The sequence below is a fragment of the Pseudomonas sp. 05N431 genome (assembly GCF_056397005.1).
The window spans coordinates 58,706-73,575 of the sequence record NZ_JBFTMN010000020.1 but is presented as its reverse complement, the minus strand read 5'-3'; the positions used below and the strand labels follow the sequence as shown (position 1 = coordinate 73,575).

13 protein-coding genes and 1 riboswitch are annotated in these 14,870 nt (G+C 61.1%); of the genes, 7 read left to right on the top strand and 6 right to left on the bottom strand.

Annotation, left to right across the window (positions count from 1 at the left end; translation table 11 throughout):
* The first annotated feature begins 14 nt into the window (after window positions 1-14).
* Window positions 15-1,436 (top strand): bifunctional D-glycero-beta-D-manno-heptose-7-phosphate kinase/D-glycero-beta-D-manno-heptose 1-phosphate adenylyltransferase HldE, encoded by a 1,422-nt coding sequence (gene hldE / locus AC1DIG_RS25505; RefSeq protein WP_477769518.1) that lies wholly within the window; start codon window positions 15-17, stop codon window positions 1,434-1,436.
* A gap of 124 nt (window positions 1,437-1,560) precedes the next feature.
* Here the strand turns inward: hldE and AC1DIG_RS25500 are convergent, their stop codons facing one another.
* The 4 genes from AC1DIG_RS25500 to AC1DIG_RS25485 all read right to left on the bottom strand — a co-directional run bounded on the left by AC1DIG_RS25500 (window position 1,561) and on the right by AC1DIG_RS25485 (window position 5,087).
* Window positions 1,561-2,526, bottom strand: a complete 966-nt coding sequence (locus tag AC1DIG_RS25500; protein WP_477769517.1) for a metal ABC transporter ATPase — start codon at window positions 2,524-2,526, stop codon at window positions 1,561-1,563.
* A gap of 43 nt (window positions 2,527-2,569) precedes the next feature.
* Complete coding sequence (locus AC1DIG_RS25495) at window positions 2,570-3,382, bottom strand: aldo/keto reductase (protein WP_477769516.1); 813 nt, start codon at window positions 3,380-3,382, stop codon at window positions 2,570-2,572.
* Window positions 3,379-4,554, bottom strand: coding sequence for an NAD(P)/FAD-dependent oxidoreductase (locus tag AC1DIG_RS25490; RefSeq protein WP_477769515.1), 1,176 nt, complete (start codon window positions 4,552-4,554; stop codon window positions 3,379-3,381). The genes AC1DIG_RS25495 and AC1DIG_RS25490 overlap by 4 nt, the downstream gene beginning before the upstream one ends.
* Before the next feature lie 200 nt (window positions 4,555-4,754).
* Window positions 4,755-5,087, bottom strand: a complete 333-nt coding sequence (locus AC1DIG_RS25485) for a DMT family transporter (protein WP_477769514.1) — start codon at window positions 5,085-5,087, stop codon at window positions 4,755-4,757.
* Window positions 5,088-5,190: 103 nt separating this feature from the next.
* Here AC1DIG_RS25485 and AC1DIG_RS25480 point away from each other — a divergent pair, with 103 nt between their 5' ends.
* Window positions 5,191-6,081 (top strand): LysR family transcriptional regulator, encoded by an 891-nt coding sequence (locus AC1DIG_RS25480; protein WP_477769513.1) that lies wholly within the window; start codon window positions 5,191-5,193, stop codon window positions 6,079-6,081.
* 23 nt (window positions 6,082-6,104) lie between these two features.
* On the top strand, window positions 6,105-7,382 hold the full coding sequence (gene waaA, locus AC1DIG_RS25475) for a lipid IV(A) 3-deoxy-D-manno-octulosonic acid transferase (protein WP_477769512.1): 1,278 nt from the start codon (window positions 6,105-6,107) through the stop codon (window positions 7,380-7,382).
* A gap of 119 nt (window positions 7,383-7,501) precedes the next feature.
* Here the strand turns inward: waaA and AC1DIG_RS25470 are convergent, their stop codons facing one another.
* The gene (locus AC1DIG_RS25470) at window positions 7,502-8,935 is read right to left on the bottom strand and encodes a TolC family outer membrane protein (RefSeq protein WP_477769511.1); all 1,434 of its coding nucleotides are present in this window, start codon (window positions 8,933-8,935) and stop codon (window positions 7,502-7,504) included.
* Window positions 8,936-9,129: 194 nt separating this feature from the next.
* A riboswitch (TPP riboswitch) is annotated at window positions 9,130-9,235 on the top strand.
* 171 nt (window positions 9,236-9,406) lie between these two features.
* On the opposite strand from AC1DIG_RS25470, the gene thiC reads away from it, so the two are divergent.
* Together thiC and cytX are read left to right on the top strand one after the other, a co-directional pair.
* Window positions 9,407-11,296, top strand: coding sequence for a phosphomethylpyrimidine synthase ThiC (thiC, locus tag AC1DIG_RS25465; RefSeq protein WP_477769510.1), 1,890 nt, complete (start codon window positions 9,407-9,409; stop codon window positions 11,294-11,296).
* Window positions 11,297-11,484: 188 nt separating this feature from the next.
* On the top strand, window positions 11,485-12,777 hold the full coding sequence (gene cytX, locus AC1DIG_RS25460) for a putative hydroxymethylpyrimidine transporter CytX (protein WP_477769509.1): 1,293 nt from the start codon (window positions 11,485-11,487) through the stop codon (window positions 12,775-12,777).
* On the opposite strand, the gene AC1DIG_RS25455 is transcribed toward cytX, so the two are convergent.
* A complete protein-coding gene (locus AC1DIG_RS25455) occupies window positions 12,746-13,492 on the bottom strand; it encodes an RsiV family protein (protein WP_477769508.1) in 747 nt (248 codons plus the stop codon). The genes cytX and AC1DIG_RS25455 overlap by 32 nt on opposite strands.
* A gap of 223 nt (window positions 13,493-13,715) precedes the next feature.
* Between AC1DIG_RS25455 and AC1DIG_RS25450 the strand changes: the two genes are divergently transcribed.
* Both AC1DIG_RS25450 and AC1DIG_RS25445 read left to right on the top strand, forming a co-directional pair.
* Window positions 13,716-14,333 (top strand): NUDIX domain-containing protein, encoded by a 618-nt coding sequence (locus tag AC1DIG_RS25450; protein ID WP_477769507.1) that lies wholly within the window; start codon window positions 13,716-13,718, stop codon window positions 14,331-14,333.
* Window positions 14,324-14,776, top strand: coding sequence for a DUF1249 domain-containing protein (locus AC1DIG_RS25445; RefSeq protein ID WP_019691483.1), 453 nt, complete (start codon window positions 14,324-14,326; stop codon window positions 14,774-14,776). Before AC1DIG_RS25450 ends, AC1DIG_RS25445 begins: the two co-directional genes overlap by 10 nt.
* Window positions 14,777-14,870: the final 94 nt, after the last annotated feature.

Sequence of the window (14,870 nt, the reverse complement as noted above, 5' to 3'; positions counted from 1 at the left end):
ATGTGGGTTGCACCATGAAGTTGTCCATGCCGCGATTCGATCAAGCCCCTGTCTTGGTGGTCGGCGATGTCATGCTCGACCGTTACTGGCATGGTGGTACCTCACGGATTTCTCCTGAGGCACCGGTGCCGGTGGTCAAGGTCGAGCAAATCGAAGACCGCCCGGGCGGTGCTGCCAACGTTGCCTTGAACATTGCCGCGCTCGGCGCGCCGGCGTCCCTGGTCGGTGTGACCGGTGATGACGAGGCCGCCGACAGCCTGAGCAATAGCCTCAAGGGCGCCGGAGTGCGTGCGTTGTTTCAGCGCATCGCGCATCAGCCAACCATCGTCAAGCTGCGGGTCATGAGCCGTCACCAGCAATTGCTGCGTATTGACTTCGAACAACCGTTTGCCACCGACGCACTGGCGCTCGGCGCTGAAGTCGACGGCCTGCTCGAAGGCATCAAGGTGCTGGTGTTGTCTGACTACGGCAAAGGCGCACTGAAGAACCATCAGGTGTTGATCCAGGCCGCACGTGCCCGCGGCATTCCGGTGCTGGCGGATCCCAAAGGCAAGGATTTCTCGATTTACCGCGGTGCCAGCCTGATCACCCCGAACCTCAGCGAGTTCGAAACCATTGTTGGCGGTTGCGCCGATGAGCACGATCTGGTCAGCAAGGGTGCGAAGCTGATGCATGACCTTGATCTCGGCGCCTTGCTGGTCACGCGTGGCGAGCACGGCATGACCTTGCTGCGTCCTGATCATCCGGCGCTGCATTTGCCTGCACGCGCCCGTGAAGTATTTGATGTGACCGGTGCCGGTGACACGGTGATTTCTACGTTGGCGGCGGCGATTGCTGCTGGCGAAGAACTGCCGCACGCGGTGGCCTTGGCCAACCTGGCTGCTGGCATCGTGGTCGGCAAGCTGGGTACGGCGGCGATCAGTGCTCCGGAATTGCGTCGCGCGATTCAGCGTGAAGAAGGTTCCGAGCGGGGTGTCCTGGGCCTGGAGCAATTGCTGCTGGCGGTCGACGATGCGCGTGCGCACAAAGAAAAGATCGTCTTTACCAATGGCTGTTTCGACATCCTCCATGCGGGCCATGTGACCTACCTTGAGCAGGCGCGGGCGCAGGGCGATCGATTGATCGTTGCGGTCAACGACGATGCATCGGTGAGCCGCTTGAAAGGTCCTGGGCGACCGATCAACAGCGTTGACCGGCGCATGGCGGTACTGGCAGGTCTGGGCGCGGTGGACTGGGTGATCAGCTTCTCTGAAGGCACTCCGGAAAACCTCCTGACGCAAGTCAAACCTGACGTGTTGGTCAAGGGCGGCGATTACGGGATCGACCAGGTGGTCGGCGCCGACATCGTCAGCGCTTATGGCGGAACAGTGAAAGTGCTGGGGCTGGTGGAAAACAGCTCGACGACCGCAATTGTCGAAAAGATCCGCAAGACCTGAGTTACAAAGATCGTTCCCACGCTCTGCGTGGGAATGCCTCAATGGACGCTCTGCGTCCTCTGTTGGGACGCGGAGCGTCCCGGGCTGCATTCCCACGCGGAGCGTGGGAACGATCGGCGCGGGGTTAGCGTGCCACCTTGCGTGGCACGATTTTCTTCAGCAGCAGTTTGGCCTTGCCGGTCAATCGGCTGAAACCCGAGGCCTTGCCCGGTTGGCTCAAGCCCTGCTGCCTGAGCCAGTCCTTCCAGCGAATCCGTTCGTCTCGCACTAGCCAACCTTCCTGCCGGGCAAAACTTTCTGCCAGGTACAGTCCGCGTGTGCTTGCCGGGTAGAGCTGATCTTTTTTCAGGGTGTAGAGCTCGGGCAGCGGCTGGCCATCCTCAAGCGGCATCAGGTACAGGTCGGGGCGCTTGCGATCCAGTCGCGCGACGAGTTGATCGCCTTCAAGCCGTTCATCGACATGAAACAGGCTCAGGGATTTGGCTTCCCTGGGCACGTCCAGGCGCAAATCGTAGATCAACTGCAACGAAGCCGTAGGCAGATGCACGTAGGCCCGTGGGCGTTCGATCAGCTGCATGTTGGCGCAACGCACCGGGCGTGCAGCGCCAGACAGCGGCGTCAGGCGAAACGGCAGCGCTTCGCGGTAATGCAGCGCGCTGGCGTAGGGCGCTGGCAGCCAGGTGTCATTGAAGCGCCCGCCAAGCCAGCCTTCAGGGGTTTCCAGCAGGCATTCTTCGGCGATCTCCTGAATGGCCGTGTGCAACGGCAGGTTCAGTTCATGGGCCGGCACATAACCCGAGATCAGTTTGAGCACCACATCGCCACGGTCCTGACGGCGCTGGCGGACCAGCACCCAGTAATCGCGATTCTGCCAGTGCAGGGTCAGCCGTACCGAGACGCCAAGGTTGGCCAGCTCCAGTGAGAAGTGCTCTGGATTGGCCACCGTGACCGGGCGCCGACGTTGCAGGGTCTGGGAGAAATTCAGCGGCCTGCCGACACTCTGATAACTCAGGCCTTCGGGAGTCGCTTCGACGTATAACGGCAGGGTCTTGAAGTTGCTGGGGTTCTTTCTTATGAGCGTTCGCGGCATGTCGGCTCCTTCTTGCGTCGGGGTCGGCCGCCTTGGCGGCTGTTCAACGACTACGTAGGACTTGAGCAACAGTCGCCACATTGTGGGCGAGGTGCAGCGGATTAATGGTCCCGACAATAGCACTGGCGACACCGGGCTGCGCAAACAACAATTCGAAGCTGGCGCGAACCGGATCAACACCCGGGCTGAGGCAGACGTGACCGCTGGCCAGAGCCTTCTTCACCAGGATCGCTTTGCCGTGCGCAGCAGCGTAGTCGATGACTGGCCGTTCGGCCTGTTCGTTGAGATTGTAGGTGACCATGGCGCAATCGCCTTGTTCCAGAGCCTTCAAACCACCATCGACAGTTTTGCCGGAAAACCCGAACCCGCGAATCTTGCCCTCGCGTTTAAGCTCGGCGAGGGTTTGATAGACCTCGCACTCGTTGAGAATCGCCAGATCGTTGCCGTCCGAATGCACCAGCACCAGGTCGATGAAGTCGGTTTCCAGGCGCTGCAGGCTACGTTCGACGGAAAAACGCGTGTGTGCAGCGCTGAAGTCATGGTGCGACAGGCCATCGGCGAATTCTTCACCGACCTTGCTGACAATCACCCACTCCTGACGCTGACCGCGCAGCAACGGGCCGAGGCGTTCTTCGCTGCGGCCATAGGCGGGGGCGGTGTCGATCAGGTTGATGCCCAAGTCGCGGGTCAGGTTGAGCAACCTGCGCGCTTCGTCATCGTCCGGGATCTGGAAGCCATTGGGGTACTTCACGCCTTGGTCGCGGCCAAGTTTCACCGTGCCCAGGCCCAGTGGCGAAACCAGCAGGCCAGTACTGCCCAGCGGGCGATGCAGGTCGTGCAGGGTGGCTTGGCTCATGGCAACAATTGCTCCCAGGCAGGCACGCCCATCGGCGGTTTTGGCAGGGTTGGCAATGGCGCCGGGTGGCTTGGCTGGATGCCGTCGCGTTGCAGCGACGCCATTACCCGGTCAGCGAAGTCCGGTGCCAGCGCCAGTTTGGTCGGCCAGCCCACCAGCAGACGATCCTGCTCGGCGAGAAAGGCGTTGTCGGGTCGGCTCAGGCCCGATTGCAGCGGCTCGGCGCGCTCGACCCGCAAGGTCGCCCATTGCGCCTGGCTGAGGTCGACCCAGGGCAACAGGTTGCCGAGTTCTTTCTGTGCGGCGGCAATTTGCGCGGCAGGTTCGCGAGCCACGCCTTCGGCTTCGGCGATATCACCGCCCAGGTACCAGACCCATTGACCATCGGCGGCCGGGTGGGTGGTGACGGTGATGCGCGGCTTGGGCCCGCCGCCCAGGCAGTGGGCGTACAAGGGTTTGAGGCTCGGGCCTTTGACGATGACCATGTGCAGAGGCCGACGTTGCATGGCCGGCTGGCTCAGGCCCAGCGCCGTGAGCAGGTCGGCGTTACCAGCGCCGGCGCTGAGGACGATGCGCTGTGCGCGGATTTCGCGCTCGTCGACGCGCAGGCCGACCAGTTCGCCGTTTTCCAGCAGTGGCTCGATCTTCTGCCCGGCCAGCAGGCCGTCACCGGCAAGCTCAGCCAGACGCCCGATCAGGCTTGGCACATCGACCACCAGTTCCGCCAGGCGATAAACCTTGCCTTTGAAGCGCTTGTCTTGCAGGGCCGGTGGCAGTTGCTCGCCCTTGACCTGATCGACCCGACCGCGCACGGCTTTGCTGGCGAAGAAACTGGTGAGGTTGCCGGCGAGGGTGCCGGGGGACCACAGGTAGTGGGCTTCGGACAGCAGGCGCACGCCGGACAGGTCCAGCTCGCCGTCGCCGGCCAGGGCTTCACGCCAACGGCGCGGCATGTCGGAAATCGCTTCGGAGGCACCGGTCAACGCACCATGCAGCGCGTACTTGGCGCCGCCGTGGATGATCCCCTGGGACTTCACGCTCTGCCCGCCACCGAGGCTGGCGCTTTCCACCAGTACGGTCGAGAAACTCTGACGACGCAGGCGTGCGTTCAGCCAGAGGCCGGCGACACCAGCGCCGACAATCAGCACGTCGGTGGAAATAACGGATGGCATGCAGCGACCTCGGAGTTTGGGACTAGAGGCGCAGTATACAGAGCACGGCGATCCCTTGTAGCAGCTGCCGCAGGCTGCGTTCGGCTGCGAAGCAGTCGTAAAACCTGACGACGCAGCTCTTCAGGTAGATCGAAGGCGAGGACTTCGTCCTCGAACGCAGCCTTCGGCAGCTGCTACGCAAAGTAGTCTGGCGGTGCTCTTTAGTGTCCGGCAGTTTTCGAGAACAGCTGGATGACCACCACGCCCAGGACGATCAGCGCCATGCCGAGCATGGCCGGGATGTCGAGTTTCTGGTCGTAGAGGAACAGCGCCGCGATGCTGACCATCACGATCCCCATGCCGGCCCACACCGCGTAGGTAACGCCAACCGGAATGGTGCGCACCACCAGGGTCAGCATCCAGAACGCGATGCCGTAACCGACGACGATCAACAGCAAAGGGAGTGGTGTGCTCAGGCCCTTGACCGCTTTCATCGATACGGTGGCGATCACTTCGGCGCAGATGGCGATAGCCAGGAGGTAGTAAGCGTTCATGGTGTGATCCTCGTATTTTGGCCTGCTTGATGAGGTCGGCATTCTAGAGGCTTTCGAGATGGGGTAAAGTCATTACCTATCTGATTTGAAGATGGGTTGAGCCATGAGTGTGCAATGGAGTCTGGAGCAGATGCGTTTGTTCGTCAGTGTGGCCGAGCAGCGTTCGTTTTCAGCGGTAGCGCGTAACCAGCGCAAGGCGCAGTCGGCGGTCAGCAGTGCGATTGCACTGCTTGAAGCGGACCTTGGCCTGAACCTGTTTGATCGCAGTAGCGGCCGCCAGCCACGCCTGACCGAAGCCGGCAGCGCGTTGCTCGAAGAAGCGCGGGAAGTGCTGCGTCAGTGCGAGCGGCTCAATGGCCGGGCGCAGGCGTTGATGCGCGGTCAGGAAGCGCGGCTGCGTCTGGCGCAGGATGAGGCCATGCCTTATCAGCCGGTGCTCGACAGCCTCGAAGCATTGGCCGAGCGATTCCCCAGCCTGGAAGTGCAACTGGCCAGCGCCGCACAGGGCGATGTGGCGCGCAAACTGGTGGAGCGCCGGGCCGATCTGGGCTTGCTGTTTTATCACGAGCAGATTCCCGAAGCCTTGGAGCGTCGGGTGCTGGGCAGTGTCGAGATGGTCACGGTGTGCGGGGTCGGGCATCCGCTGGCCGTAGAAGGACAGGTCAATTGCCAGCAGATGGCGCAGCATCGACAGCTGCTGATGGCCACGCATTCCAGCGTCTACCCCGGCAGTGAGCAAGCCAGCCCGCAAGTCTGGCGCGCCGACAGTTTCTACGTCCTCGCCGAGTGGCTGATGCGTGGTCTGGGGTGGGGCTGGTTGCCGCGGCATGTGGTGCAGTACCCGGCGTATCACGGGCAGATGGTCGAACTGGTCAGCGAGTGGACCCCGCCAGCGTTGGTGGTGGAGCTGGTCTGGCGGCGTGATGAACCGCTGGGGCCGGCGGCGCGCTGGTTGGCGGAGCGTTTTGCCGTGCACTTGCAGGCGATCGGCTAAAAAAGCCGATAAACTCCGCCGCCATGAATAGAACTCTCTACACCGCGCTGTTTTACCTGGGGCTGCCACTGGTAGCGATTCGACTGTGGCTGCGCTCGCGCAAGGCGCCGGCGTACGCCAGGCGTATTGGCGAGCGTTTCTCCATCGGCCTGCCGGTGATGAAGCCTGGCGGCATCTGGGTACATGCGGTGTCGGTTGGCGAAAGCATTGCTGCTGCCCCCATGATTCGCGGGTTGCTCGAACGTTATCCACAGCTGCCGATCACCGTGACCTGCATGACCCCGACCGGCTCCGAGCGGATTCACGCGATGTTCGCCAATGAGCCGCGCATCCAGCACTGCTACCTGCCTTACGATCTGCCGTGTGCGGCGGCGCGGTTCCTCGATCGGGTCCAGCCGAAACTGGCGGTGATCATGGAAACCGAGTTGTGGCCCAACCACATTCATCAGTGCGCCAAACGCGGGATCCCGGTGGCATTGGCCAATGCCCGGCTTTCGGAGCGCTCGGCCAAAGGCTATGGCCGTTTCGGCAAGCTGACGCAGCCGATGCTGGCCGAAATGAGCCTGTTCGCGGTGCAGACCGAAGCCGAGGCCGAGCGTTTTCGGCAGCTGGGTGCGCGCGCGGAAACGGTCGAAGTAACCGGTTCGATCAAGTTTGATTTGCGCATCGACCCCCAGTTGCTGCAACGGGCCGCCGAGTTGCGTCAGCAATGGCAAGCGGTCGAGCGTCCGGTGTGGATCGCCGCGAGTACCCATGAAGGTGAAGACGAAGTGGTGCTGGCGGCGCATCGACAATTGCTCGCCAGTCATCCGGATGCGCTGCTGATTCTGGTGCCGCGTCACCCCGAACGTTTCAATCCGGTGTTCGAACTCTGCCAGCAGCAAGGTTTCAACACGATCCGTCGTTCGACCGGCGAAGTGGTCAGCGCCAGCACCTCAGTGCTGCTCGGCGACACCATGGGCGAGTTGCTGTTTCTCTATGCCTTGGCCGACAGTGCGTTCGTCGGCGGCAGTCTGGTGCCGAATGGCGGGCATAACCTGCTGGAGCCGGCAGCGCTGGCCAAGCCGGTGCTGAGCGGTCCGCACCTGTTCAACTTCCTTGAGATCGCGGCGCTGATGCGCAGCGCCAAGGCGTTACAGGAAGTGGATGACGCCCAAGGGCTGGCGCTGGCGGTGCAGCGACTGTTTGAATTGCCACGCGATGCGCAGCGGATGGCAGAGGCGGGGCTGAGCGTGATGCGCGCCAATCAGGGCGCCTTGCAGCGATTGCTGGATGGGTTGGGGCGGTTGATCAACCGTTAAACCGCAGAACCTGTGGGAGCGAGCTTGCTCGCGATAGCGGTGGATCAGTCAGCATTGATCTTGAATGTGCTGCCACCATCGCGAGCAAGCTCGCTCCCACATGGAGTGCGCTTGCTATCTCAAGGACGGGCTTTTAGCTGTTCCGCAGCAGCCTTGGCCAGGTCCGGCGGCAGGAAGTCCTTGTCCGGGTTGTAGTCGGCCTTGAGGTAACGCTTCAGGTCCTGCAGGTCGCCCGGGCTGAGGGTGCCGGCCGCCTGCTTCAGGCGCAGGTTGTCGAGAATGTAGTCGTAGCGGCTGTTGTTGTAGTTGCGCACCGAGGTGTACAGCTGGCGCTGGGCGTCGAGCACGTCGACGATATTGCGCGTCCCCACCTGATAACCGATCTCCGTGGCTTCCACCGCGCTCTGGTTCGAGATGATCGACTGGCGGCGAGCCTGCACCTGCTCGACATCGCTGTTTACCGCACGGTGCAGGTTACGGGTGTTTTCCACCACTTGCCGACGCAGTGCTTCGCGTTGCTGTTCGCTTTGGTCGAGGCGCGAGTACGACTCGCGAACCTGTGAGCTGGTCAGCCCGCCGCTGTAGATCGGAATGTTCAATTGCAGGCCGACCGTGCTTTGCGAGACGGTGCCGCCGTACGCTTGGCCGAAGGGGCTCGGGTTGTTGAAGCCCAGCGCGTCGTTGTCACCGGTCTTGTACTGCGCCACGGCGTCGAGGGTCGGTGCGTGACCGGCCTTGCGCTGCTTGAGCGTCTCTTCGGCAGCGCTGACCGCGTAGTTGCTGGCCAGCAGGTTGAGGTTCTGTTTGGCGGCAGTGTCGACCCAGGCCTTGGCGTCGTTCGGTGCTGGCGGCAGGACCGGCAAGGTGTGGACGATGCCCTGAATCGAGTTGTACTGACGGTTGGTCAGGGTGATCAGCGCTTCGAACGCATCATCCACCTGGCGCTGAGCGAGAATCCGGTTGGCGCGCGCGGTGTCGTAACTGGCTTGCGATTGCAGCACGTCGGTCTTGTCCGAGAGGCCCACATCGAAGCGCTCATTGGACTGATCGAGCTGGCGCTTGAACGCGGCTTCCTCGGCCTTGGTCGAGGCCAGGTTGTCTTGACTGCGCAGAACGTTGAAGTAGGTTTCGGCACTTTGCAGAATCAGGTTCTGCTCGGTCGCCGAGAGTTGCAGCGCCGCTTGCTCGTTGACATCCTTGGCCGCCTGGAGCTGGAACCAGCGATCGGCGCGGAACAACGGCTGGGCCAGCGTTGCTTGATAGAAGTGGGCACTGCGGTTGGCGATGGCTGACGGCTGGTCGATTTTTGTCCGCACATCGGCCACCTGGGCACCGCCCGAGAGGTTTGGCAGCAGGCCGGCACGGGCCTGGGGCACGACTTCCTTTTGCGCGCCATATTGAGCGCGGGCGGCGGCCAGGTCGGCGTTATTGTCGACGGCTTCCTGGTAGACGCTGACCAGATCGGTATTGGTCGATAATGGCGCTTCTGCTGCCCAGGCCATTCCGTTGGACGCACAAGACACGGCAAGAGCCAGTGAGAGTTTGCGCAGCATGAGGCGATCCCTAAATTTTATTACGTCGATAATTTGAACGCCAAGGCTACGGCGCACGCCGGACAGCGTCAAGGCGCAGCATGGCGTAGCGAGTGTAGATGCGCCAACCGGCGGCAACAATCCTGTAATTACGCCATTCATCACGCTGTTTGCACCGGTGTTGGCGTTCTTTGCCAGTTGTGTCTAGACTGGCCGGGTTCTTGTCGGGGTGCCTTGCTATGAGGCTGAGATCGAATAATTTCGGATCCCGTTGAACCTGATCAGGTTTATGCCTGCGTAGGGAACAAGATTTCTCGTCTCCCGGCGAGTCCTCTTGTGCTTCGTCCGGGATGTTGTTCGACAATCGAACAACCCTCGTGCACTCAGCACAGCACTCATCCAGCTGGAGTTTTCACTGGTGGGCTGCGTCCATTCGTTACAGGTTCGCTCCGACAAAATTCCACTGCCTGGATGATGTCTGGAGAGCCCGTGATGACTACAAAATCAAAAAATGCGATCAATCTGAGTGATTCGGCCAAGGTCGATCAGCAATCGGTTCAGCCTTTTACCCGCTCGCAAAAAATTTATGTTCAGGGCACTCGTCCGGACATCCTCGTGCCGATGCGCGAAATCAGCCTCGACGTGACGCCAACCGACTTCGGTGGCGAAATCAACGCACCGGTCGTGGTCTACGACACCTCGGGTCCGTACACCGACCCCAACGTGATCATCGATGTGCGCAAAGGCCTGGGCGACGTGCGTTCGCCGTGGATCGAAGCCCGTGGTGATACCGAGCGTCTGGCCGGCCTGAGCTCGAACTTCGGCCAGGAACGCCTCGCTGATCCAGAGCTGACCAAGCTGCGTTTCGCTCACGTGAACAACCCGCGCCGCGCCAAGCCGGGCGCCAACGTCAGCCAGATGCACTACGCCCGCAAAGGCATCATCACCGCCGAGATGGAATACGTCGCCATCCGCGAAAACATGAAGCTCGAAGTGGCCCGCGCCGCAGGTTTGCTGGATCAGCAGCACGCTGGCCACAGCTTCGGCGCCAGTGTGCCGAAAGTCATCACCCCGGAATTTGTCCGTGAAGAAATCGCCCGTGGCCGCGCGATCATTCCGGCGAACATCAACCACACCGAACTGGAACCGATGATCATCGGCCGTAACTTCCTGGTGAAGATCAACGGCAACATTGGCAACAGCGCACTGGGTTCGTCCATCGAAGAAGAAGTGGCGAAACTGACCTGGGGCATTCGCTGGGGTTCGGACACGGTCATGGACCTGTCCACCGGCAAGCACATTCACGAAACCCGTGAGTGGATCATCCGCAACTCGCCGGTGCCGATTGGTACCGTGCCGATCTATCAGGCCCTGGAAAAAGTCGGCGGCGTCGCCGAAGACCTGACCTGGGAACTGTTCCGCGACACGCTGATCGAGCAGGCCGAGCAGGGCGTCGACTACTTCACCATCCACGCCGGGGTGTTGCTGCGCTACGTGCCGATGACCGCCAAGCGCGTGACCGGTATCGTTTCCCGTGGCGGTTCGATCATGGCCAAGTGGTGCCTGGCGCACCACAAAGAGAACTTCCTCTACACTCATTTCGAAGACATCTGCGAAATCATGAAGGCCTACGACGTCAGCTTCTCGCTGGGCGATGGCCTGCGTCCGGGCTCGATTGCCGACGCCAACGACGAAGCGCAGTTCGGTGAGCTGGAAACCCTCGGCGAGCTGACCAAGATCGCCTGGAAACACGATGTGCAGTGCATGATCGAAGGCCCTGGCCACGTGCCGATGCAGTTGATCAAAGAGAACATGGACAAGCAACTCGAGTGCTGCGACGAGGCGCCGTTCTACACCCTCGGCCCACTGACCACCGACATCGCACCGGGTTACGACCACATTACCTCGGGCATCGGTGCGGCAATGATCGGCTGGTTCGGTTGCGCCATGCTTTGCTACGTCACGCCGAAGGAGCACTTGGGCCTGCCGAACAAGGATGACGTGAAGACCGGGATCATCACCTACAAGATCGCCGCCCACGCGGCAGACTTGGCCAAAGGACATCCGGGCGCACAGATCCGCGACAACGCCTTGAGCAAGGCGCGTTTCGAGTTCCGCTGGGAAGACCAGTTCAACCTTGGCCTGGACCCGGACACCGCGCGTTCGTACCACGATGAAACCCTGCCGAAGGACTCGGCCAAGGTCGCGCATTTCTGCTCGATGTGCGGGCCGAAATTCTGCTCGATGAAAATCACCCAGGAAGTCCGCGAATATGCGGCCAACCAGCGGATCGAAACCGTCGATGCCGAAGTCGCCCAAGGTCTGGCCGAACAGGCCGAGCGCTTCAAGCAGGAAGGCAGCCAGTTGTACAAAAAGGTTTGATCTGACCCGGGATTAACGGCGCCTGTGCTGCCGTCTTCGCGAGCAAGCCCGCTCCCACATTAGGCCTCAGTCGTACACAAATTTTGTGTTCACAGGAGATCCAGTGTGGGAGCGGGCTTGCTCGCGAAGGCGCCAGGCCAGGCACCGAAAATACCAATGACACACTTTATCCCTCTGAGATAACACCCTTGAGTATTCAACCCAGTACCTATTCCCCCGACCACGCTGTGCCTTTGGCCCAGCGCGTGTTCGGTGCCCGTGATCTGTTCTCCCTGTGGTTCTCCCTCGGCATTGGTCTGATGGTCTTGCAGACCGGGGCCTTGCTTGCGCCGGGGTTGGGATTGTCGGGCTCGTTGCTGGCGATTTTTCTGGGCACGCTGGTCGGCGTTCTGCTGCTGGCGTGCGTCGGGGTGATCGGCAGCGATACCGGCCTGTCGGCCATGGCTGCGCTGAAACTCAGCCTCGGCAGTCGCGGCGCGAGCCTGCCGGCAATGCTGAATCTGCTGCAACTAATCGGTTGGGGCTCGTTCGAAATCATCGTCATGCGCGACGCGGCCAGCCTGCTGGGCGCCCGTGCGTTCAGCGACGGCAGCCTCATGGCCAACCCATTGCTCTGGACGTTGGTGTTCGGCGCCCTGGCGACCTTGCTCGCGGTCAGCGGTCCGTTGACGTTTGTCCGTCAGATCTTGCGCAAGTGGGGCATCTGGTTGCTGCTGGCGGCGTGCATCTGGCTGACCTGGAACCTCTTCGCCAAAGCCGATCTGGCCGCGCTGTGGGCACAGGCCGGTGACGGTTCGATGCCATTCGCCGTGGGTTTTGATATTGCCATCGCGATGCCGCTGTCGTGGTTGCCGCTGATTGCCGACTACTCGCGTTTCGGCAAGCGTGCGAAAAGCGTATTCGGCGGTACGGCGCTGGGCTTCTTCATTGGTAACTTCTGGCTGATGAGCCTGGGCGTTGCCTACACCCTGGCATTCGCCCCGAGTGGTGAAGTCAATGCCTTGCTGTTGGCACTGGCCGGTGCCGGTTTGGGCATTCCGCTGTTGCTGATCCTGCTTGACGAGTCGGAAAACGCTTTCGCCGACATTCACTCGGCGGCGGTCTCCAGCGGGATTCTGTTGCGCATGAAAGTCGAGCACCTGGCCTTGGCCATCGGGGTGATCTGCACCTTGATCGCGTGCCTGGCGCCATTGGCCCAGTACCAGAACTTCCTGTTGTTGATCGGCTCGGTGTTTGCGCCGCTGTTCGGCGTGGTGCTGGTGGATCACTTCATCCTGCGCAAGCGCAGTGCTCAAATTGCGTCAGCCGCCTTGCGCTGGCCGGCGTTGCTCGCCTGGCTGGGCGGGGTGAGCACCTATCACTTGCTGGCGAATCTGTATCCGGAGGTCGGCGCAACCCTGCCGTCGCTGGTACTGGCAGGGCTGCTGCAACTGCTGCTGGGTCGGGTCTTCAGCTACGCTCAGGCACCAGCTCAGGCTTGATCTGACCCTTGAGGCGAGCGTAAGGGATGGTCATCTCGATGAGGCCACTCGAATAGGGCGCGATGGTCGCAACGTTGTACTTGAGCACCACCCCGACGCTGGTCAAGGCCACGTTCGGGGTTTTCTGGAAGGGCCAGCTTTTGACGAAGTCCGGGTCCCGATCCAGCTGCGAATTGATCAGCCAGCTATTGTGCGCGACTTGCGCAGTCTTCCAGAACGCCACTTCCTGCCCTGGCAACAGCATGTCACCCAGGCTCAGCTCTTTTTGCAGTTGACGCGAGTAGTTGATAAAGCCCCGTCCCGGCGTGCCATTGGCCGCGCCCGTGTCCAGATAGCTGGACACTTCAATGATCACCAGTCCGTCATGCTGCTCACGTACCTTGGCTTGCAAGTAGACGCTGTTGCGATCGCCTGACTCACGCAGGAACTGTTCGCGGTAGGCGTTGAGGGAGGCGGGTAGCGCCGCGCCCGGTGAGGTGCGGGTCATTTGCAGCAGGCGCTGTTCGACGATCCGGTCCAGTTGCGGCTCGGTCGGGAAATGCACCGTGTCGATATTCACCAGCGGGCAGTCTGGGCCATCGCAACCGGGCTTGACCTGCTCGGACGCATCGCGAGTGGATGTCACCTGTGCCCGATAGCTGGGTTGGAACAGGCTTTGGCAGGCGCCGAGCGTGAGGGCAATACAGGCCACGGAGGCGATTTTCAACAGCGACATGGGCGTCCTTCATGAATCAGAGAAAGGCAAAATTCAGGGTCTTCGACTGCCAGCGGCGCGGTCGGTTCGCCACTAAGCTAATTAGAGCCAATTAGAGTTGTTTTCACCCCTTGCCGTCTATCCCGCTGACGGCAAAGAGGCTGCATCAAACGGTGTGGGCGCGTTAGGATGGCGCGAAGCCTGGGGGGAGCCTCGGACGGATAGACAGTAAACGAGGATTGTTATGACTGATTTTGCCAATGCCACCCCGACCATCGTAGACGTCGTGCGCCGCGAAAACTGCTTCAAGGGTTTTTACCAGCTTGATCGCGTGCACCTGCGTCATGAGCTGTTTGCCGGTGGCATGAGTCGCGAGATCAGCCGCGAGTTGTTCGTTCGTCATGATGCGGTGTGTGTCCTGCCTTACGATCCGCTGCGGGACGAAGTGGTATTGATCGAGCAGTTTCGCGTTGGTGTATTGGGCAAGACCGATAACCCGTGGCTGATCGAACTGGTCGCCGGTCTGATCGATAAGGATGAAATACCGGAAGAAGTTGCTCACCGCGAAGCGCAGGAGGAAGCTGGACTTGTATTCACTGCGCTGTGGCCGATGCTCAATTATTTTCCGTCGCCCGGTGGTAGTACCGAATACGTGCACTTGTATCTGGGGCGGTGTAACAGTAACGGGGCCGGCGGCATTCATGGGCTGGTGGAGGAAGCAGAAGATATTCGCGTGACGGTCTGGGATTTCGAAGATGCCCTGCAAGCCGTACGTGATGGACGGATTTCCAACGCGGCGAGCATTATTGCCTTGCAATGGCTGGCTTTGAACCGCGTTGAAGTGAGGGGGTTATGGTCGTAAACAAACAGCGCGATCGTTATCGGGTCGATCTTGTGGGGCTGCAAAGCGCCTGCGAGGCCAACTACGCCCGACTGATGCGCCTGTTACCGGAGATGCGCAACCAGCCGGCTGCCCGACGCATTGCCATGACCCAGGGTGAGCAGATGCTGGGCGTGCTGATGCTGGAAGTGTTGCAGGCGTGTCCGTACACCACGACCCTGCGAGTGCGCCAGGAGCACAGCCTGCCATGGCTGCCGGTGCCGCAGCTGGAAGTGCAGGTGTACCACGATGCGCGTATGGCCGAAGTCATCAGTGCCGAACATGCACGGCGCTTTCGCGGCATCTATCCTTATCCGAATGCGTTGATGCACCAGCCGGACGAAAAGGCCCAGCTCAATGTGTTCCTCGGCGAGTGGCTGAGTCATTGCCTGGCCTGCGGGCATGAGTTCGAAGTCGTACGTTAGTTGTGAACTGCGTCCGGTTCACGGGTTTCCTCTTTTCAATTTCCCCCAGCATAATTGCTCCATTCATCCATATCCGTGATCACGCCTTGGGAGA